This is a genomic window from Acidisphaera sp. S103 (genome assembly GCF_009765975.1).
Taxonomy (GTDB): Bacteria; Pseudomonadota; Alphaproteobacteria; order Acetobacterales; family Acetobacteraceae; genus Rhodopila.
The window spans coordinates 30113-49857 of sequence record NZ_LMUJ01000092.1 but is presented as its reverse complement, the minus strand read 5'-3'; the positions used below and the strand labels follow the sequence as shown (position 1 = coordinate 49857).

Genomic DNA, 19745 nt, shown 5'->3' with positions numbered 1-19745 from the left:
GACGATGTGGCTGTGCGGATCGACTGCGATCTGGACGTTGTAGGACGGATATTTGGTTGCTGTGCCCTTGCCCATCGGGCGGGCTTCGTGCTCGCCGGTGACGCCGATCTCATGCGCCTCGTCCACCATCTGTTTGGCCAGTCCGGTCAGTTCGCCGCGCCTGGCTTGCAGCGTCCGCAGGGCCTTGCGGATTTGCTGGACGGTGGCCGCATCGGGTTCGGCCGCATCGGCCGCGTCCATGGCCAGCAGGTAATCGCCGATCCGGTTGTCCAACGCGACCGTCTCGGCGGCGATGGCTTCCTTGGTCATCACCCGTTTGATGCTGGCGACGGCCCGCACCTTGGTGCCGTCGATGGTGGCGATGGCCCCGGCGAACAGGCCGGCCTGACGGCAGAACCGCACGAAGGTGCGACAGGCGCCGATGATCCCGGTGCCGCTGTCGCGGCGGAAATCGGCGATGGTCTTGAAGTCGGGGGCACGCTTGCGCATCAACCACAGCAGTTCGAGATTGGTGTGGCACGCTTTCTCCAGCCGGCGCGAGGACCGCAGGCCGTTGAGGTAGCCGTAGAGGTAAAGCCGCAGCATATCGCGTGGATCATAGCCGGGCCGGCCGGTCGTGGCGGGGGTGAAACGCTCGAACCCCAGGGAACGCATGTCCAGCGAGGCGACGAAGGCGTCGATCACGCGGACTTCGGCATCGGGGCTGACATAGTCTTCGACCATCGCCGGCAGAAGCATGGGTTGTTGCCGATCCGCCCCGGCGATGAAATCCATCGAACCGCCCCTTTCCCACTCGTGAACCGACGGCGTGATTTTATTACGAATTGCGGTGTTTTGGCTAGGGAAAACCGGGCTTGTATGTTGATTTACCGATCAGTTCGAACAATTTAGATCGATATCGGTGTGGTCCGGCGGACGGCTGAGGTTTTCACACAGCCTGGCAGGCCCACCATCCACACCTCCAGCGCTGATCTCGGAAAAGGCCCCGATGGTGGGCCACCCCCGCCATGATGGTATGGGGTAGCCGTGCTTCCCCTCGAGCGGTTATTTCGCGTCGGATACTAAGACGGATAGGCGTAGGCTCTCTCCCGCCGCCGCCACACAACCCCGATCACGCACACTGAAACGAACCCCGTTGACGCCACGATATCGACCGCCAGCATCGGCCCGAGGAAGTCCGCGACCGTGCCCATCAGCAGAATCCCCAACGGTCCCATGCCGATGCAGACCGTCAGCAACCCCATCAACCGCGATCGTATATGCGCGGGTGTATGCAACACGATCAGCGACGTCTGCATGTTGGCGAACGCCGCTGATCCGAACCCGCCGAAGGCCAGCAGCCCGCATGCGATCCAGAAACCCGGGGCCAACGGCATCGCCACGACGCAGGCCAGGTATAGGATCGATCCGCCCACCATCAGCACCCGGCCGTTGATCGCCGGCTCCCGGCTGGTCAGCAGCGCCCCGCCGAGGAACCCGCCGAACGATTCCGACGCCGCCAGCACGCCGACCAGGGCAGGGGAGACGTGGAACACCTCCCGCCCGATCGGCGCCACCAACGCGGAGTAAGGGAATCCCAGCAGGTTCATCGCGATCGTGACCGCCAGCACGCCGCCGATGATCAGATCGCCCCGGACATACCGCACGCCCTCGGCCAGATCGCGCGGCACGTTGCCCAGCACCAGCGGCCTGATGTCCTGTCGATACCGCAAACCGGACCCCAGGAACGCCGCCACCGCATAGATGCAGGCGGAAAAACCGAACGACCCGGCCAGCCCCAGCCGCTGGTAGATCACCCCGGCCAGCATCGGCCCCAGCAGCCGGGTGAAGGAGTTGGACATCGTGTCCATCGCCAACGCCCGCGAGACCATATGGCTTGGCACGCACTCACCCACCATCCGCCGCCGTGTCGCCATCTCGGTTGACCACACGGTCCCCGAGGCCAATGCCGCGGCCGCCACATGCCACGGCTGAGCTACGCCCGCCCAGGCCAGCAGCGCAACGGATGCCGAGGACAGACACGCCAGTATCTGCCCGCACACCAGCACGTATTTACGGTTCACCGCTTCGGTCACCACACCGGAAAATGCACCCAGCAGGAACATCGGCATGGTGCGCGCGGCCGACACCACTGCAACGGCGAAGCCCGACCCAGTCACGTCCAGCGTGAACAGCGCCGCCGACAGCACCTCGAACCACCGCATCGTATTGACGCAGTTACCGATCGACCAGAGCCGCAGGAACGCGGCGGACGAAAGCAGCGTGCGCAACCCGCTGTTAGACAGAACGGCACTCACGACGAAGGGGATATCCCCATCGTCCGGCCAGGCGGAGTCATGACGTTTCCCTGAACTCGATTTTATCCCGGATACAGAGCACGCCGCGCCGGGATGGACCAGTCAGAAAGCCACGACTAGGATGCGGACCAGCATTGAACACCGCTACACAGGGAGAGCAACAAGATGGATACCGCCGTCATGACTCCGACGTTCGACCGCACCGCCGAGGACCTCGGCAACATCGTCGAGCTCGGCCATGTGAATGTCAGGGTGCCCGATCAGAGCAAGGCGATCGCGTTCTACCTGATGGGTCTCGGCCTGACCCGCGACCCGTATCTAATGTCCGGACTCGACAACATGTGGGTGAATGTCGGCCGCGGCCAGTTTCACCTGCCCACCACCGCGGCGAGCACAGGCGAAGTCGTTCGCGGTACCACCGCCCTTGTCATTCCGGACCTCGAAGCCGTCCTGAAACGGCTCAACGGCGCGAAGAAATACCTCGAAGGCACCAAATTCAGCTTCCGCGAAGCCGGCGACACCGTCGAAGCCATCTGCCCCTGGGGCAACCGCATTCGCGTCCACGCCCCCGACGCGGACAAGTTCGGCCCGATGCGCGTCGGCATGCCCTACGTGGAATTCGACATCCCCGCCGGCACCGACCTTGCCGCCATCGCCAAGTTCTACGTCGAAATCCTCGGCGGCATTGCCGGCGTCGACAGCGACGAGCGCGGTCCTTTTGCCTGGGCTCGCACCTCGGCCGAAAGCAAGGTCATCTACCGCGAAACCACCAAGCCGCTGCCGGAATACGACGGCCACCACATCCAGATCACCCTTGTGGACTTCTCCGGCCCGCACAAGAAACTGCTCGAACGCGGCGTGATCACCGAGGAATCCGACCAGCACCAATACCGCTTCCTGGATATCGTCGACGTCGACACCAACAAGCCGCTGTTCCGTATCGAGCACGAAACCCGCAGCATGCGTCACCCGATGTTCGGTCGCACCTTCATCAACCGCAACCCGGACATGACCAACCGCAACTTCGTCCCCGGCTACGAAGTCGGTCTCTGGGCGCTGAACTAACCACTATCATCGTCTAACCACTGTCATCGTCATGGCCGGGCGTGTCCCGGCCATCCGCCCCGGAACCGTTCGCGCGCAGATGGCCGGGACTCCAAGGATCTCAGGGAAGCGCGCCGTTCTTCGAACGCCTCTCTGAAGTCCAGGAGCCCCCCAATGTCCCTCCCGAACTACGAAGTCCGTTCCTACAACACCGCCAAGGCGTCGGAGAACAAGATCCACGACGATGCCACCGCTAAGCGCTTCGGCTTCAAGGGCGGCTTCGTCGGCGGCGTCTGCGTCTACGGCTACATGTCCCACCAACCCCTGCAACGCTGGGGCAAAGCCTGGCTGGAACGCGGCACCGGCGAGGCAAGATTCGGCAAACCCGTCTACGACAACGAAATCGCCGAAGTCATCGCCACCGAGGACGCCGACGGCCTGGAACTGACTGTGCAAAGCCTGGGCATCCTCTGCGCCACCGGCCGAGCCGCGCTACCCGCCAATTTGCCGCCCGCACCGGCGCTGTCCGACTACAAATCCGTCCCAGTCCGACCCGACCGCCTCGCCGCCAACGAACAAACCCTCCCCGTCGGCTCCTGGCTCGGTATGAACCCGCTGACCATCACCGAGGAATTCCTCGCCCAGGACATCCACGACACCCTCGAGACAGATCCGATCTATGTTCGGGAAAAGATCATCAATCCCGGAACCATTCTGCGCTGCTGCAACTGGGCGCTGTCCCACAACGTGATCCTGCCGGCCTGGATTCACATGGGCAGCAAGGTGCGCAACCTCGGCCTCGCCCGCGTCGGCGACACCCTGAACGTCTGCGCCAGGATCACCAAGAACTACGAGCACAAAGGCCATAAATGGGTGGAGCTCGACTGCCTGGTCGTTGCCAACGAAACCAAACTGATCGTCCAGGCCACTCACACGGCCATCTACCACCCCCGCCAACTGGCGCAGGCGGCATAATCCCTGCCCAACGATTAAGCAGCACCGTTTCGTCCCCGGCATCACCAAACCGCGTTCATCTGCCCCCCAGGAAGGCAACAAGCGCCGCCCAATAATGAGGCAATCCGCCTCGCAAGCCGCCGTCCGAAGCCTTCATTCGTGGCACGCTTCTTGAGTTAGCCGCCCGCGATCGGGAGGCTAACGATGCAGAATGTTGTTCCGGGCGACGTCGCCTGGGTACTGGTCAGCACTGTGCTGGTGCTGCTGATGACCGTGCCGGGACTGGCGTTGTTCTACGCCGGCATGGTGCGCAAGAAGAACGTCCTCGCCATCATGATGCAATCGTTCATCCTCTGCGCCGTGATGACCGTGATCTGGATGGTCGCCGGCTATTCGCTGGCGTTCACCAACGGCAATGCCTGGATCGGTGATTTCTCCCGCCTGTTCCTCAACGGCCTCGCCGATCATTGGGACAAGCCGTTCACCCTCGGCGCCGGCACCGCCCACGCCCAGCCGACGACGATCCCCGAGAGCGTGTTCCTGATGTTCCAGATGGCCTTCGCCATCATCACCCCCGCCGTGGTCACCGGCAGTTGTGCCGACCGCATGAAGTTCTCGGCGCTGCTGATGTTCTTCACCCTCTGGTCGCTCGTCGTCTACGCGCCGCTCGCCCACTGGGTCTGGAGCCCGAACGGCTGGCTGAACGTCATGGGTGTCGCCGACTTCGCCGGCGGCACCGTCGTCGAGATCAACTGCGGCGTCTCCGGCCTGGTCTGTGCCCTGATGCTGGGGCGCCGGCTGGGCTACGGCCACGAAAACATGGCGCCCTGGAACCTGAGCTACGCCGTGATCGGCGCCTCGCTGCTGTGGGTCGGCTGGATGGGCTTCAACTCCGGCGGCGCGCTGGGCGCCAACGGCCGAGCCGGGATGGCGGTGCTGGTGACGCAGATCGCTGCCGCCGGCGCCACCCTGTCCTGGACGTTCGCGGAATGGTTCCTGCGCGGCAAACCGTCCGTCCTCGGCGCCATCTCCGGCGCGGTGGCGGGCCTGGTGGCGATCACGCCGGCGGCCGGGTTCGTGCTGCCCGGGCCTGCGCTGGCGATCGGCCTGGTGGCCGGCGCCGTGTGCTTCTGGACCGCAACCTCGATGAAACGCGCCCTGGGTTACGACGACAGCCTGGATGCGTTCGGCGTCCATGGCATCGGCGGCATCATCGGCACGCTGGCCACCGGGTGGTTCGCCTTCGGCCCCCTGTCGGCAACCAGCGACGCCCCAGCCGGTGTGGCCGTCGGCGGCTTGCACCTGCTGGCCGTGCAGGCTGTCGCCGTCCTGGCGACCATCGCTTGGTGTGCCTTCGCCAGTTGGGTTCTGCTGAAGATCACCGACGCCACCGTCGGCCTGCGGGTAACCAGGGATCAGGAGCGGGAAGGTCTGGACATCGTCCTGCACGGCGAGCAGGTGTTCTGACAGCGGTCATGTCTCGGTTTGAATTTTCGCACACCGTTCCGGTTAAATAACCACAAACACTACGCAAAAAACTGCCCGGGTTCTGGTCTTCTTCGCGGTTTCAAAGCCAGCGGAGAAAAATTTCTGAAACGGAGACTGGGGCAGGAACACTCTCCGGGCGCCCCAGCCGGGGCATGCTAACCCAACCTGTACCGTGCAAAGAGCGTTTCAGCACGCTTGAAAGCTTTGTCCACCGCTGCGGTTGGTGTCATCCCATTCTTGATGACATCGGCATGCGCGACGCCCCACAACTGCTCGGCGTTGACCAGACCCCAGGCCGGATTGAAGCCCGCGAAGGCCGGAAAGGTCGGCCCAAACACCGCTTCGCGCACATAAGTGGCTCGGTGCGGGTCGTCCTTGGTATCTGTCCACCATGGATCGTCCCTGGCGATCTGTGGTATGGTCGGCACCCACCGGCCCAGGCCATTCTTGAGGTTTTCGTTCATCACCTCAGGCTGGATGAAGAACTTGAGAAAATCCTTCGCGGTCGCAATGTTCTTGGCACCTTTCGGGATGAAGCCGCCGCCCGCACCTTGGACGGCCGCCATCGGCGTGCCGTCATTGCGGTTCGGCAAACCCATCACCACCGCTTCCTCGTAGTAAGCCTTCTTGTTCTTGATCATCGCGAGTTCGGGCGACAAAGTGCCGTCGAGATTCATCACGAACTGTTTTTCGTGGTACGCATTGTTGTCGTCGGCATCATTCCAGGACAGCGCCTCGAGCGGGATGTATCCTTCCTTGTAGCAGTTCGTCATATAGGCGACCGACTTGATCGCTGCCTCCCGGACCTGTGGGTCGTCAACGTGCAGGTTGCCGTCCCTGGTGACGATGTTTTGGCCCCCGTTGGCGATCAGGAAATGCGCAAACAGGCCGTTGCCGTCATTGGGGCCGACCGTGGTGATCTGCATTCCCATGGCATACAGCTTGCGCATGCCCTTGGCGCGCAACGCTGTCTGCACCGGTTTGAAAAAGTCCCAGAATGCGTCCCAAGTGTTTGGGGCATCGGACAGTTTGAAGCCGGCCTTCGTGACCAGATCGCCCCAGATATGGAACGGTGCGACCGCCTGTTTGACCGGAACAAGATAGATGCTGCGTTGTTTGGTGGTGGCGTTATAGAAAGTCGAGTTCAGCAACGCGGTCTCACTGAGTTTCGATTTCTGCGCCTCCACGACGTCGCTCACATCCTCGAGCTTATTGTCCAGCGCGGTTTGCGGCAGGATCGTCGCCGGGGCGTCATGAAAAATGACATCCGGCACTTCGCCGCTGGTGATCGCGGAGATGGCTTTTTGGTTCAACGCCTGGAATGGCATGACGCTGAGGTCGATCTTATTGCCGCTGGCTTTCTGGTAGTCCGCCACCGTTTTGCGAAACGCTTCGTCTTCCTGGGGAACGAAACCTTGTACCTGCCAGACCGTCGTTGTAGTGCCCGCGGCGTTGGCGATATGCGGACGCGACAAACCACCCGTTGCGGCCAGGCCTGTTGCCCCGGACAACACCAAACGCCGGCCCATGTTGGTCATGGCCGTCCTCCTCCCTGCACCGGTCGGTGATTCGCCGACTATCCCTGATGGCCTGAACAACAGCCTTTACTTAATATAATATTATTGTCGGACAGCGTAATAGTCAAACAAAGTATTGGGGCAGACAGGCTGACCAAATGACGCTCAGGAAGCTGTAGATTTTATGTTGGTCATCGGCAAAAGTCCGGACCCGTCCGCGCGATGGTCGTTGGATACCGAGGCAAGAACCGGAGTGTTATCTCGCCACCTGATCGCTGAAGCTGCCTTACCAGTGTAAGGTAACCATGATGAGCCAAAGCCAGGCCGATATTGCAACGCCAGCCATGGGCGGACGGGAGTGGGCCATGCTAGTCGCCCTCGCTGTGCTGTGGGGCGGGTCGTTCTTCTTCAACGCCATTGGCGTGCGTGAGCTGCCCTCCTTCACGCTGGTCTGGTTGCGCGTGGCGGTAGCGGCGGCCACGTTGTTGCTCGTGCTGCGCCTGCTCGGGCAACGGATGCCGACTGAGGGCCGCATTTGGATAGCCTTCTTCGGTATGGGGCTGCTCAATAACGTCGTTCCGTTTGTGCTGATCGTCTGGGGGCAGCATCACATTGCCAGCGGCCTGGCTTCGATCCTGAACGCGACCACGCCGCTGTTTACCGTCCTGGTCGCACACCTGCTTACGCCGGATGAGAAGCTGACGCCGCTCAAGGCTTCTGGTGTCGCCGTCGGTTTTGCCGGTGCTGTATTCATGATCGGCCCGGATGCGCTGACCGGATTGGGAACGGGCGTTATGGCGCAACTCGCGTGCTTGGCAGGGGCGTTGACATACGCCTTCGCCGGGATTTTTGGGCGTCGATTTAAGCGATTGGGCGTGGCACCGATGGCGACCGCCGCGGGGCAGGTCTGCGCCTCCACCGTGTTGCTGCTGCCGCTGATGTTGCTGGTGGACCGACCCTGGATGCTGGCGATGCCCCATCCAGCGACCTGGACTGCCGTGATAGGGGTGGGACTTCTCTCTACCGCGCTCGCCTACGTGCTGTACTTCAAAATTTTGGCCGCTGCCGGAGCAACTAACCTGCTGCTGGTTACGTTCCTCATCCCGGTCAGCGCGATCCTGCTCGGGGCGCTCTTCCTGGGCGAGATACTGTTGCCTCGGCATTTCGGCGGCATGGCATTGATCGGCGTCGGGCTGGCGTGCATTGATGGACGCCTGCCCCGGCTGATATTCGGGCCGCGGAAGCGAAAGACCTCAGACGGCTTCGATCCACAGATTTAAGCGGTTGCCTAGCCCGGCTGGCGCATTTCTCAAAGACTTTGCAACGCTTCTCAATCACCAGGAAATCAACCGCTTGGACGATGCGAATATCTGCTTCGGGTCGAAACCAGAACCTAAACCGACTCTCCCACCCCTGTTGTAACCCACCCCCCAACCAAGCAAGATACCCCCCAAACAAACCGTCCCGGGGAGCCGCCCAATGACCACCGATCCAGCGCCCAGCTACATGCATGGCGCCTCCGACCAACCAATGATCGGGGACACGATCGGGGCCCATTTCGACCGCACCGTCGCCCGCTACCCCGACCGCCCCGGCCTGATCTGCCGCCAGCAAGGCATCGCCTGGACCTGGTCCCAGCTCGCCACCCACGTCGACGCCTTCGCCGCCGGCCTCGTCGCCCTGGGCCTGCAACCAGGCGACCGCGTCGGCATCTGGGCACCCAACAACGCCGAGTGGATCGTCACCCAATACGCCACCGCTAAGGCTGGCCTGATCCTGGTCAACATCAACCCCGCCTACCGCCTGACCGAGGTCGAGTACGCCCTCAACAAAGTCGGCTGCAAAGCCCTGGTCACCGCCACCAACTTCAAGACCAGCGACTACATCGGCATGATCAACATCCTGGCGCCGGAACTCGCGACATCGCACCCCGGTGACCTGCACGCCGCGAAGCTGCCGGCCCTCCGCTCCGTCATCCAGATCGGCGGCGACGCCCCCGGCACCTTCGCGTTCGACAAAATCGCCCATCACGGCCGCGACGTCGATCGCCAATACCTGAAGGACCTCGCCCCGAAGCTGCAATTCGACGACCCCATCAACATCCAGTTCACCTCGGGCACCACCGGCCTGCCGAAGGGCGCCACGCTGACCCACCACAACATCCTCAACAACGGCTTCTTCCTCGGCGAGGTCATGCACTACACCGATCAGGACGCCGTCTGCATCCCTGTCCCGATGTATCACTGCTTCGGCATGGTCATCGGCTCGCTCGCCTGCATGACCCACGGCGCCGCCATCGTCTTCCCCGGCGAGGGTTTTGACCCGCTCGCCACCCTGCAAACCGTTGCCGAATATCGCTGCACCTCGCTCTATGGCGTGCCGACGATGTTCATCGCCGAACTCGACCACCCCGACTTCAAGCAATACGACCTGACCAGCCTGCGCACCGGCATGATGGCCGGGTCCCCCTGCCCGGTGGAGGTGATGCGCCGCTGCATCCGCGACATGCACCTGACCGAGATAACCATCGGCTACGGCATGACCGAAACCAGTCCCGTCAGCACCCAGACCCGCATCGGCGACTCACTCGAACAGCAGGTCGCTACCGTCGGCCGGCCGCATCCGCATGTGGAGGTCAAAATCATCGACACCGACGGCCGCGTCGTGCCCCGCGGCGTCACCGGCGAATTCTGCACCCGCGGCTACCCCGTCATGCTGGGCTACTGGGACGAACCCGCCATGACCGCTGAGGCGATCGACCGAGCGGGCTGGATGCACACGGGCGATCTGGCGACGATGGATGAAAATGGCTACTGCGCCATCGTCGGCCGTATCAAGGACCTGGTGATCCGCGGCGGCGAAAACATCTACCCGCGCGAAGTCGAGGAATTCCTCTACCGCCACCCCGCCATCGTCGACGTCCAGGTGTTCGGCGTCCCCGACCAGCGTTTCGGCGAGGAACTTTGCGCCTGGATCAAGCTGCGTCCCAACCACTCGCTGACCGAGGACGACGTCAAGGCCTTCTGCAAAGACCAGATCGCCCACTACAAGGTGCCGCGCTACGTCCGGTTCGTGGAGGAATTCCCCATGACCGTGACCGGGAAAATGCAAAAATACCTGATGCGTGCGACAATGGTCGAAGAACTGCAATCACACTGAGGAAAACACCATGCGCTGGGCACGCTTCGATCAAAACGGGTCGCCATCCTATGCCGTCATCGAGGGCGATACCGTCATCCCCGTCCGCGGCTCGCCGTTCGAGGCGTGGGAACGCACAAGCCAGAAACTGAAACTATCGGACGTAAAACTCCTGGTCCCGGTCATCCCGCCCACGTTCTACGCCGCCGGAATGAACTACCCCGAACACGTCCGCGAAGTCGCCGAAAAAGTCGGCCAGAAACCCAACCTGCCGACGCAGGCCGATATCGGCTATCGCGCCAACAACGCGCTGATCGCGCAAGACGAAACGATCGTCATCCCCGCCAACGCCACCGATCAGGTTCAGTATGAAGGCGAACTGGTCGTCGTCATCGGCCGCAAATGCAAGAACCTCACCCGGGAAAACGCACTCTCCGCCGTGATGGGTTACACCATCGGCAACGATGTCAGCGAACGGACCTGGCAGAAGGCGGATCGCACCATGTGGCGGTCAAAGAACACCGACACCTTCAAACCGATGGGCCCGTGGATCGAAACGGATATCAAACTCGAAGACCTGGTCACCAAGATCCGCCTGAACGGCAAGCAACTGATCGAATTCCCCACTAACCACATGATCTTCGGCGTGGTCGACTATCTTGTGGCCATGACAAGCTGCCTGACGCTGGTTCCCGGCGACATGATCTGGATGGGCACAGAAGGCGCCACCGCCAACATGAAGCACGGCGACCGTATCGAAGTCGAGATCAGCGGCATCGGCACCCTAAGCAACCCCGTCGTGCGGGAGGGGCAGTAGCGAACGATGTCTTGTATTGCCCTCCGTCTTACGTCGCCGTCATAGTCGGCACACTCTCACCGTCATGGCCCGGCGTGTCCGGGCCATCCGCGCTTCATCCGGCGGTGCGAAGATAGCCGGGACACACTCGGTCATGACGGGGGGAAGGACAAACCATCCCCGCCCCAGATAAAGGACCCAATCACCCACGAAACGACCCCCACACCAGCGGTTCCGACACGCCGCGGCCGAGCGGATGTGAAGCAAATCAAGGAGGTGGCAGCAGCCGCTTTTGCTGGAACACCTTGAACCACTTGCGGAACATCAGTTCCGTGTCCATCACCTCGCGAAACCCCGCCTGCACGATCTTAACGGTTGAAACGATCGACGGCGGCCCCGGCTCCGTGTGACCATACCGCATTTGGTAATCGGCATATTCCAGCGACAGGCCGACGAACTCCGCCAGGGCAGGGGACTCCAGCCCGAAACGCTGGCGCGCCCGGTCCCAATCGCCGCGTCCCAGCGATTGCAGCAGGAACGGCTCATCCGAACCGGGCCGCATGCCCACCGCCTCGGCGATCGCCGGCCAGATATTCGGCCAGGTGAAGACATCCCCGTTGGTCACGTTGAACGTCTCATTCGCCGCCGCCGGAGCTTCGCCCGCCCACGCAACGGCACGCGCCAGCAGATCGGCATCCACAGCCTGGCTGACCCGCTCCGAGCCGCCCGGATACGGCAGGATCGGCCCCCGTTCCCGCATCACCGCAGCATGAGCGCCCAGCGCCGGGATCAGGTTCATCGCCCCGCCGATCGCCTCACCGACGACCAGAACCGGGCGCAAAACCGTGAAGTGCCAGCCACGCCCCATTTGGATGGCACGCAGATAATCCTCCTGCGCCCAGTAGAAATTCGGCTGCTCCCGCATCTCGGAGCGGCCTTCGCGCGCCGGCACCGCCAGCGGGCGGACATGCACGCCATACGCCTTCGTCCCCTGCAGCAGCGTCACATGCCGCAGCCCCGGCGCCGCCGCCATCAGCGGATCGAGCAGATTGCGCAGCATCCTGTCGTTGGTCTCGATCTGCCGGTCGTCGCGCCAGCCCTCGACCAGCCCGGGCAATTCGAACAGCGCCGCATAGACCAGGTGAGTGACATCCCGCAGCGCCGCCGCCGCACCACGACAAGCCGCCGCATCGGTCAGGTCCAACGCGATGTGCCGCACGTCGACGTCAGGAACCGGACGCCGCGACAGCGCGATCACTTCGGTATCCGGCACCGCGGCAAAGTGCTTCACCGCGGCATACCCCACCAGCCCGGTCGCCCCCGCCACCAGCACCGTCTTTGACGTCATCGGCACCATCCTCCAGCGCCCAAGGTATCACCGCTTCCCACCGGAAGGCGATTGCCCCCGCACGACGTCATGCACGAACCCCAACTTGGCCACCACCGCCGGCGACAGCACAAACGGGTACAGATCCGGATTCCCCATCGCTCGGTTCAGGCTGTTCATCGCGAACGTCAGCGGCAGCCAGGCTTCCATGATGTCCGCCATGTCGGCGGTATCATACGGATCGAGTTCGATCACCGACGTCATCGTCTCGTCGCCTGAGATACGCGGCTGCACCTTGATCCCGAAAGCCCGAGCCATCTCCAGCGTATCGACGATATGCAGGTAATGCGCCCAGGTTTCCGCCCAGTCCTCCCAGGGATGCGTGCTGGCATAGCGGCTGATGTAGTGGTCCTGCCAGTCCGCCGGTGGCCCGTCCTGGTAATACGCCTCCAAAGCCGCCGCATAATCCTGGGTATCGTCGCCGAACACCGCGCGGCAATCCTCCAGCCGCCCGCCGTCGCGGATCAGCACATCCCAAAAATAGTGTCCGACCTCATGTCGGAAATGCCCCAGCAGAGACCGATACGGCTCGTGCATCTGGGTGCGCCGGCGTTCACGTTCGGCGTCGTCAGCTTCGGCCAGGGCAATGGTGATCAGCCCGTTGTCGTGCCCGGTCATCACCTTGGGAGTCGCCCGATCAGGCGTATCCGCCAGGAAATCGAACGCCAGCCCATGCTCTGGATCGTCCGTCCGGTCCACCAATGGCAGCCGCAGCCGCCGCAACGAATAGAACAGATAGTGTTTTGCCAATTCCAACCGCTGCCAGAGTTCCAAATTCAGCGGAACCGACAGATCGGGAATGGTGTGGTTGTACCGGCATGCCAGGCACAAAGGCTCGGTGTCGTCGGCATCCACCATCCAGTTGCAGGCACCGTATTGCGCATTGTCGCAGTGCCGAACAGCCCGTTCCGGTGCGGCCAGCGGCTTGAACACGTCACCATCCGGTTCAAGCGCCGAAATCGTCATGGCCTCCGCCAGATAGCCGAGTTCATGGCCGCATGATTCGCAGCGCGTGTTCTCGAAATACAGCAGATGCCCGCAACTTTGACACTTGAACAGCTTCACGCCCGCTTCCTTTCCACCGGCCAGCGGTTATGAAGCGCGGAAATCCGCCGATCGTTCCATCACGTCGCCGCTTGAGGCAGGTGCCACGAGCCCCGTCCAGGCACCGGCAGGCCCAAATTCTCCCGCAACGTCGCGCCGGTGTAGTCCTTGCGATACAGGCCGCGCCGCTGCAATTCCGGCACCACGAAGCGCACGAAATCCTCGAAGCTGCCGGGCATATGGGTGCCGGCCACCACAAAGCCGTCGCACGCCCGTTCGACGAACCATTGTTCCAGCCGGTCCGCCATGTCCTTGCCGCTGCCGACGATCGCCTCCCGCGGGCGGCCGCGACGGGTGATTTCCAGGAAGTCCCGCACCGTCGGATCGCGCCCGCTCAGACGCATCACCCGGTCGCGCATCGCCTGCATGCCGGACATGCCGGCCAGTTCGTCCGGGGTGAACGCCTCATCCATGCCCTTAGTCTTGAAGTCGAAATTCAGCGCTTCGGACAACAGCGACAGGCCATCGACCTCCTTGTACAGCGAGTCGATCACCGCCATCTTGTCCTCGGCCTCGGCCCGTGTTTCGGCGACAACCGGATAGGCGATGGTATTGACAGTCGTCATGTCCGGATCGCGACCCAAACGAGCGATTTCAGCCTTGAAATCTGCGTATTGACGTTTGCCATCCTCGAAGTCCGGATAGGCAACGAATACGGTTTCCGCCCAGCGCGCCGAGAACGTCTTGCCGCGCGCGCTGGCCCCCGCCTGGATCACCACCGGATGGCCCTGCGGCGACCGAGGCACGGTGAACGTCCCCGAAGAATTCAGGAACTTTCCCTTATACTCCAACCGATGCACCTTCGAGGGATCGGCGAACTCGCCAGTGGTCTTGTTGACGATCAGCGCGCCATCTTCCCATCCGTCCCAGCAGCTATGCACGATCTCCATGAACTCATCCGCTCGGTCGTACCGCAGATCATGTTCCATGTGGACGTCACGGCCCATGTTGTGCGCCTCGCCGTCGTTGACAGACGTCACTACGTTCCACGCCGCGCGCCCGCCCAGCATGTGATCCACCGTTTGGAACCGCCGAGCGACATCGAACGGCTCGTAATAGGTGGTGGACGCGGTGGAGCCGATTCCCAGGTATTTCGTGCCGAACCCCATCGCCATCATGGTGGCGACAGGATCGATCTTCACCACGCGAACACCGTTGGCGACGACTTCCGCCGGGTTGCCGCCGTAGATGTCCGGCATCGCCAGCCGATCATCAAAAAACGCGAGCTGAAACTTCCCTTCCTCCAACACCTGGCCGATTTTTTGGTAGTACGCAGCGGAGGTGAAGTCGCTGCGCGCATCCGGATGCCGCCAGGCACTCGCCAGGGTCGTGCAGTTCTGTGCCTGCAGGAAACCCACCATCACCATCTGCCGCATCGTTCCGCTTCCTTCCTCTCGGCCCCGCCGGGACCGCGCTGTCCGTGTGCCGCACCAGTCTGGACGGTACCGCGGCAATGTCCATACCGGTGGGTAGGCCCTCCGCGCGACCGAACGACAGGGGAGCGGCCCCTTTACGGAAAGCCCGCGGCCGCGTTATGAGGCCTCAGTACACCCGCCCGATGTGAATGGCGGAAACAGAGGACTCCGCGGTGTCCAGGTGTCTTCCCATATTCATCATCTCGTTCAATCGCGGTGCATTCCTGCGCCAGGTTATTGCGTCGTACAGGCGGCAGACCATGCCAGTCGATATCGTCGTGCATGATAACGGCAGCACCGACCCGTTCACCCTCGACGTCCTTGCGGACCTGCAGGCCCAGGGCGTTACGGTCCACCGCCGGCCGGCGATAAAATCCGCTCGGCACCTCAGTCGAGTAAACAGTACTGTAAGAAACTATTTTGGATGGTTCGGAAGGCGCTCGCGATACGTCGTCACCGATTGCGATATCGATTTGTCGGCCGCCCGCCCAGAAGCTTTGGAAGTCTACAACGAACTGCTCGACCAGTTTCCGGATGTTGCCTGCGTCGGTCCCATGCTGCGAATCGAGGATATTCCGCCAAGCTACCCACTATTCAATCACGTAATGAACCGCCACATTGAGCAATTATAGCATAAACAGCCTGAATGGACACAAACCCGGTTCGGGGAATGCGCGTTTATCAGGGCCACGATCGACACCACATTCGCGCTGCATCGGGATGGATCGAGATTCCGGCGCTTAAAAAACGGCTTGCGTGTCTATCACCCATTCGAGGCCCGGCACCTCGACTGGTATCCCGATAACGGGCAACAGGCTTACCGGCAATCGTCATCGTCAGCCATCTCGCATTGGAACAACGCATCCCAATTCACGCGGTTCGCTGACGAACCGCGTCGTGCCGATCGATACAACGTCATCGAGACCGCCGATGACGGAAAATTAGTCGTCCGTTCCAGAATGTTCGGCGATCGAACGTCTTGATTGCCACTAATACGAACGGCCATTGACGTTGACACGTCACCCCGTCATGGCTCGGCGAAGTCCGGGCCATCTGGTCCGGCACCTTACCGCGGCAGATGGCGCCGGGGGCTTCAAAAGCGAATCGCCCAGTCTGGCTCCGTGACACCAAGCCACCGCCCCTATCCAGCCGGGGCGAACAATTCTTCCACATCCGCCTCGGTCATCGTCAACGCCCCGCCATGTTCCGTGTCCATCACGCTGGCGACGATGGCGCGCTTCTTCTCCTTCAGTACCTCCATCTTCTCCTCGATCGTTCCCAACGTAACCAGCCGATGCACGAACACCTTCTTCGTCTGCCCGATCCGATGCGCCCGATCGGTCGCCTGGTCCTCCACCGCCGGGTTCCACCACGGATCGTAATGAATGACCGTATCGGCGGCGGTCAGGTTCAATCCGACGCCCCCGGCCTTCAGGCTGATCAGGAACAGCGGCACATCGCCCGCCTGGAACTTCTTCACCGGCGTTGTCCGATCCTTCGTATCGCCGGTCAGCCTCACGAACGAGACCCCATCGTCCTCCAACCGCGCCTGAATCAACGCCAGCATCTCGGTGAACTGGGAGAACAGCAGCACCCGCCGCCCCTCGGCGAACATGATGCTCAGCATTTCCATCAGCCGGTCCAGTTTGGCCGAACCGGCCTTTGCTTTCGCCACCGTCTTCAACTTCAACAATCTGGGATCGCAACAGGCTTGCCGCATTTTCAGCAAGGCATCCAGGATAATGATGCCAGACCGAGCCAAACCTTTTTGGGCAATGGCTGCCTGTACTTTGGCGTGCATCGACAGCCTGATCGCCTCGTAGATCGCGCGCTGGTTGGTTTCCATCTCCACCGGTTCGACGATTTCGGTCTTCGGCGGCAGCTCGGTAATGACTTCTTCTTTCGTCCGTCGCAGCATGAACGGGCGGATGCGGCGGTTCAGCAGGTCCTGCCGCTCCACGTCGCCATGTTTTTCGATCGGCGTTCTATAGCGCGTCTTGAACGACTTCTGGCCGCCAAGGAATCCCGGCGCCAGGAAGTCGAACAGCGACCACAACTCCCCCAGATGATTTTGCAACGGAGTCCCCGACAGGCACAGCCGCTGTCGCGCTTTCAATCGCAACGCCTGGCGGGTCGTTTCGGCATTGGGATTTTTGATCGATTGCGCCTCGTCCAGGATCACCGCGTGCCATTCTTGTGCCAACAACACTTCATGGTCGCGACTCAGCAATGGATACGTGGACAGCACCAGGTCGTGCTTGGGGATGCTTCCAAAACTGGCCTTCCGGCCGGATCCATGCAGCGCCAGCACCGACAACTCGGGTGCGAAACGACGCGCTTCGGCCGTCCAGTTCGGAATCAAACTGGTCGGGCACACGATCAGCGACGGCCGATCCAGCCGCCCGGCGGCTTTGTCGATCATCAGGTGGGCCAGCGTCTGCACCGTCTTGCCCAGGCCCATATCGTCGGCCAGCACGCCACCCAACCCCGCCGAGGCCAGGAACTGCAACCAATCGACACCCTGGCCCTGATACGGCCGCAACGTCGCCAGGAACGAATCCGGCACCACCGCCTTCGGAATTCCACCCGATTGCCGCAACGTCCGGCCCAAATCCCGCAGCGCCTCGCCGCCACGCCAGACCAGCCCGGTGCGTTCCTCCAGCCCCGCCAGATCGGCGGCATCCAGCCGGGAAAACCCGATCCGCTCGCTATCCGCATCAATCCCGCCGCTGGCCCAAAGTTCCAGCAGCGCCTGCAACGTCGGCCGGATACGCGCCATCGGCAGCGACAGCAGGCGTCCGTCCAGCAGCGTCAGGACGAACGGCTTGTCATCGGGTCCCTCGGCCAGGGCGGCGGCTTCGGGCCGTGTGATCAGCCGGACCAGCGCGGGCACCAGATCGACCCGTTCCCCATCCACCATCACGCCCAGATGCAGTTCCAGCCAGTCGATTCCCGACCCTTCCACAAGTTCGGCATCGATCTCCGCATCGGCGGACAGCACCTGAACCGGGAAATCCGCATCGATATCGACAATCCAGCCGGCGCGGCGCAGCCTGGGCACCTCCTGGGTCACAATCTGCAGCCAGGTCGGGTTTGGGCCATACTCCCGCAGCGCGAAATCGTCGGTGTGGGCGTGCTGGTAGTAAACCGGCACCACCTCATGCACCGATCCGAACCCCAACCCGGTCAGTTCGGCCAGAACCCGAGCTTCGGCGGCGCGATCACGCTCGACCTCGTACAATGTGCCGTCCACCACGGTGATTCGCGGCAGCGGCTTCAGGCTGCGCGGCAGGGTGATCGATCCGTACTGATACGACAGCCGAACCAGCGGCACGGCATATAGCCCCCGGCCAATCACCCTGGCCGACCCGCGCCCATAGCTGGGGTCGCTGGGCAACGTGCCGCTGATCAGCCGCAGATGCGGCTGCATCTGTGCCCGAATCTGTTCGGGGGGCTGCAATTCCGCCGGCACCGGCACTTTCGCCGACGGCATGCGCCGCGACAGTTGCGTTCGCACCTCGGCGGCGGCTTCGGGCGGAATGGAGGGTGCATTCAGCAGCCGTGTCACCATCCGTTGCGGCAGGTCGAGGCCGACCGGTCCCATCAGCCCGGCGGCCGGATCGGCGTACCAGGGCGCGGGAACGCGGACTCCAACCAATCCTTCGTCCAGCGCCAGCGTCGCCTGTTGCGAGGCATCCGGCCGAGTGATCCAGGTGATCTGGCCTTGCCGTTCGGGCCCCTCTTTCAGTGCGGGACCCTCGGCCGTTCCCCATCGGGCACGCCCGGTCCCCAGGATGCGGCGTAGCGTATCCAGCGGATCGTCATCGCCTTGCGGGACCGCATAACCGGACCGGCGGGACAGGCGGGACAGGATGATCAGGTCGGACGGGCGAATATATTTCGCCGGCGTCTGGATCTGGTTGGGTGCGTAGCGTTTGATCGTGCCGGGGCTGTTGTCCTTGCGCAGCGTGACCGTCATCGGATCGATCCGCAGTTGCGGCACACCGGTCGCGTTGGGCGCGGCGTCCAGCACGTAGAATACCCGCGTCCGCAGGGCGGCGGGATAATCCTCCGTCAGTTCCTCATCGTCGCGGTCGAAATCCGCCAGCCAGGTCTGGATCTGTGCCGGCAGCGCTGCCGGGGCAGGGGCCTTGGGCGATATCGGAAACAGCGACTCCTGATGGCGCGGGACCAGCAGCTCCTTGCGCTGCGCCGCGATCAACACCGCGGCCAAATGCTTGCAGCCGCGTCCAGTGGGGCAGGAGCACGCGCCGGCGATCCTGATCCCGTTGTTGGGGGACCGGCTGACCTTCAGGCTCTGCACATAAGGATCGGGCCGCGTGCCCTGGGTCGTCGCGGTGATGACCGCGCCCCGGTCGGCAATCTGCAGGTCCTGCACCCGCCCGCGCTGTTCGTAGGAACGGCCAGCCGTCAGCGTCCCTGGCGGGAAGATCCGCCGGATGTCGCCTTCTCGTATTGCTAAAGAGGGATCGATGTCAGGAGCGATGGGCACGATATGCATATACCGAAGATGCGTGTGACGTTCGAGTCGTGACCAGAGGCGCAGTCCGAATCCGAACGCAGGCCATGACGGTGAGACAACGA

General features: G+C 62.7%; 14 protein-coding genes. 7 read left to right on the top strand and 7 right to left on the bottom strand.

The genetic code is table 11. The features are described from left to right. Together GSQ89_RS38810 and GSQ89_RS29895 are read right to left on the bottom strand one after the other, a co-directional pair. Nucleotides 1-774, bottom strand: a 774-nt coding sequence (locus GSQ89_RS38810) for a transposase (protein ID WP_216856480.1), incomplete at its 3' end; no start/stop codon positions are given. A 287-nt stretch (nucleotides 775-1061) separates the two neighbouring features. After that, on the bottom strand, nucleotides 1062-2297 hold the full coding sequence (locus GSQ89_RS29895) for an MFS transporter (RefSeq protein ID WP_158931765.1): 1236 nt from the start codon (nucleotides 2295-2297) through the stop codon (nucleotides 1062-1064). A gap of 165 nt (nucleotides 2298-2462) precedes the next feature. Here GSQ89_RS29895 and GSQ89_RS29890 point away from each other — a divergent pair, with 165 nt between their 5' ends. The 3 genes from GSQ89_RS29890 to GSQ89_RS29880 all read left to right on the top strand — a co-directional run bounded on the left by GSQ89_RS29890 (nucleotide 2463) and on the right by GSQ89_RS29880 (nucleotide 5762). Beyond that, nucleotides 2463-3362: a VOC family protein gene (locus tag GSQ89_RS29890; protein WP_216856479.1), complete on the top strand. Its 900-nt coding sequence runs from the start codon at nucleotides 2463-2465 to the stop codon at nucleotides 3360-3362. A gap of 153 nt (nucleotides 3363-3515) precedes the next feature. Beyond that, nucleotides 3516-4316 carry a hotdog fold domain-containing protein gene (locus GSQ89_RS29885; protein ID WP_158931764.1) on the top strand — a complete coding sequence of 267 codons (801 nt, stop codon included), beginning with the start codon at nucleotides 3516-3518 and terminating at the stop codon, nucleotides 4314-4316. 183 nt (nucleotides 4317-4499) lie between these two features. Further along, nucleotides 4500-5762, top strand: a complete 1263-nt coding sequence (locus GSQ89_RS29880; protein ID WP_158931763.1) for an ammonium transporter — start codon at nucleotides 4500-4502, stop codon at nucleotides 5760-5762. Between the two features lie 176 nt (nucleotides 5763-5938). Here the strand turns inward: GSQ89_RS29880 and GSQ89_RS29875 are convergent, their stop codons facing one another. Continuing rightward, nucleotides 5939-7321, bottom strand: a complete 1383-nt coding sequence (locus GSQ89_RS29875) for an ABC transporter substrate-binding protein (RefSeq protein ID WP_158931762.1) — start codon at nucleotides 7319-7321, stop codon at nucleotides 5939-5941. Nucleotides 7322-7608: 287 nt separating this feature from the next. On the opposite strand from GSQ89_RS29875, the gene GSQ89_RS29870 reads away from it, so the two are divergent. The 3 genes from GSQ89_RS29870 (at nucleotide 7609) to GSQ89_RS29860 (ending at nucleotide 11255) form a co-directional block, all read left to right on the top strand. Then, nucleotides 7609-8580, top strand: coding sequence for a DMT family transporter (locus tag GSQ89_RS29870; protein WP_254073427.1), 972 nt, complete (start codon nucleotides 7609-7611; stop codon nucleotides 8578-8580). A 199-nt stretch (nucleotides 8581-8779) separates the two neighbouring features. Next, nucleotides 8780-10459, top strand: coding sequence for an AMP-binding protein (locus GSQ89_RS29865; protein ID WP_158931761.1), 1680 nt, complete (start codon nucleotides 8780-8782; stop codon nucleotides 10457-10459). Nucleotides 10460-10469: 10 nt separating this feature from the next. Continuing rightward, complete coding sequence (locus tag GSQ89_RS29860) at nucleotides 10470-11255, top strand: fumarylacetoacetate hydrolase family protein (RefSeq protein WP_158931760.1); 786 nt, start codon at nucleotides 10470-10472, stop codon at nucleotides 11253-11255. Between the two features lie 247 nt (nucleotides 11256-11502). Here GSQ89_RS29860 and GSQ89_RS29855 read toward each other — a convergent pair whose 3' ends face one another. From GSQ89_RS29855 to GSQ89_RS29845, 3 genes are read right to left on the bottom strand one after another with little or no spacing between them, the layout of a single operon-like run. Further along, nucleotides 11503-12582 carry an NAD-dependent epimerase/dehydratase family protein gene (locus GSQ89_RS29855; RefSeq protein WP_158931759.1) on the bottom strand — a complete coding sequence of 360 codons (1080 nt, stop codon included), beginning with the start codon at nucleotides 12580-12582 and terminating at the stop codon, nucleotides 11503-11505. 27 nt (nucleotides 12583-12609) lie between these two features. Then, nucleotides 12610-13686 carry a putative zinc-binding metallopeptidase gene (locus GSQ89_RS29850; protein ID WP_158931758.1) on the bottom strand — a complete coding sequence of 359 codons (1077 nt, stop codon included), beginning with the start codon at nucleotides 13684-13686 and terminating at the stop codon, nucleotides 12610-12612. A 59-nt stretch (nucleotides 13687-13745) separates the two neighbouring features. After that, nucleotides 13746-15101 carry an NtaA/DmoA family FMN-dependent monooxygenase gene (locus GSQ89_RS29845; protein WP_216856478.1) on the bottom strand — a complete coding sequence of 452 codons (1356 nt, stop codon included), beginning with the start codon at nucleotides 15099-15101 and terminating at the stop codon, nucleotides 13746-13748. Nucleotides 15102-15289: 188 nt separating this feature from the next. Between GSQ89_RS29845 and GSQ89_RS29840 the strand changes: the two genes are divergently transcribed. Then, a complete protein-coding gene (locus GSQ89_RS29840) occupies nucleotides 15290-15772 on the top strand; it encodes a glycosyltransferase family A protein (RefSeq protein WP_158931757.1) in 483 nt (160 codons plus the stop codon). Nucleotides 15773-16281: 509 nt separating this feature from the next. Here the strand turns inward: GSQ89_RS29840 and GSQ89_RS29835 are convergent. Then, a complete protein-coding gene (locus GSQ89_RS29835) occupies nucleotides 16282-19653 on the bottom strand; it encodes a DEAD/DEAH box helicase (protein ID WP_216856477.1) in 3372 nt (1123 codons plus the stop codon). Between the last annotated feature and the right edge of the window lie 92 nt (nucleotides 19654-19745).

What these genes read in the sequence shown, in the direction of transcription:
- GSQ89_RS29890 (WP_216856479.1), top strand. Translation starts at nt 2,463, where the DNA reads ATGGATACCGCCGTCATGACTCCGACGTTCGACCGCACCGCCGAGGAC.
- GSQ89_RS29885 (WP_158931764.1), top strand. Translation starts at nt 3,516, where the DNA reads ATGTCCCTCCCGAACTACGAAGTCCGTTCCTACAACACCGCCAAGGCG.
- GSQ89_RS29880 (WP_158931763.1), top strand. Translation starts at nt 4,500, where the DNA reads ATGCAGAATGTTGTTCCGGGCGACGTCGCCTGGGTACTGGTCAGCACT.
- GSQ89_RS29875 (WP_158931762.1), bottom strand. Translation starts at nt 7,321, where the DNA reads ATGACCAACATGGGCCGGCGTTTGGTGTTGTCCGGGGCAACAGGCCTG.
- GSQ89_RS29870 (WP_254073427.1), top strand. Translation starts at nt 7,609, where the DNA reads ATGAGCCAAAGCCAGGCCGATATTGCAACGCCAGCCATGGGCGGACGG.
- GSQ89_RS29865 (WP_158931761.1), top strand. Translation starts at nt 8,780, where the DNA reads ATGACCACCGATCCAGCGCCCAGCTACATGCATGGCGCCTCCGACCAA.
- GSQ89_RS29860 (WP_158931760.1), top strand. Translation starts at nt 10,470, where the DNA reads ATGCGCTGGGCACGCTTCGATCAAAACGGGTCGCCATCCTATGCCGTC.
- GSQ89_RS29855 (WP_158931759.1), bottom strand. Translation starts at nt 12,582, where the DNA reads ATGACGTCAAAGACGGTGCTGGTGGCGGGGGCGACCGGGCTGGTGGGG.
- GSQ89_RS29845 (WP_216856478.1), bottom strand. Translation starts at nt 15,101, where the DNA reads ATGCGGCAGATGGTGATGGTGGGTTTCCTGCAGGCACAGAACTGCACG.
- GSQ89_RS29840 (WP_158931757.1), top strand. Translation starts at nt 15,290, where the DNA reads ATGGCGGAAACAGAGGACTCCGCGGTGTCCAGGTGTCTTCCCATATTC.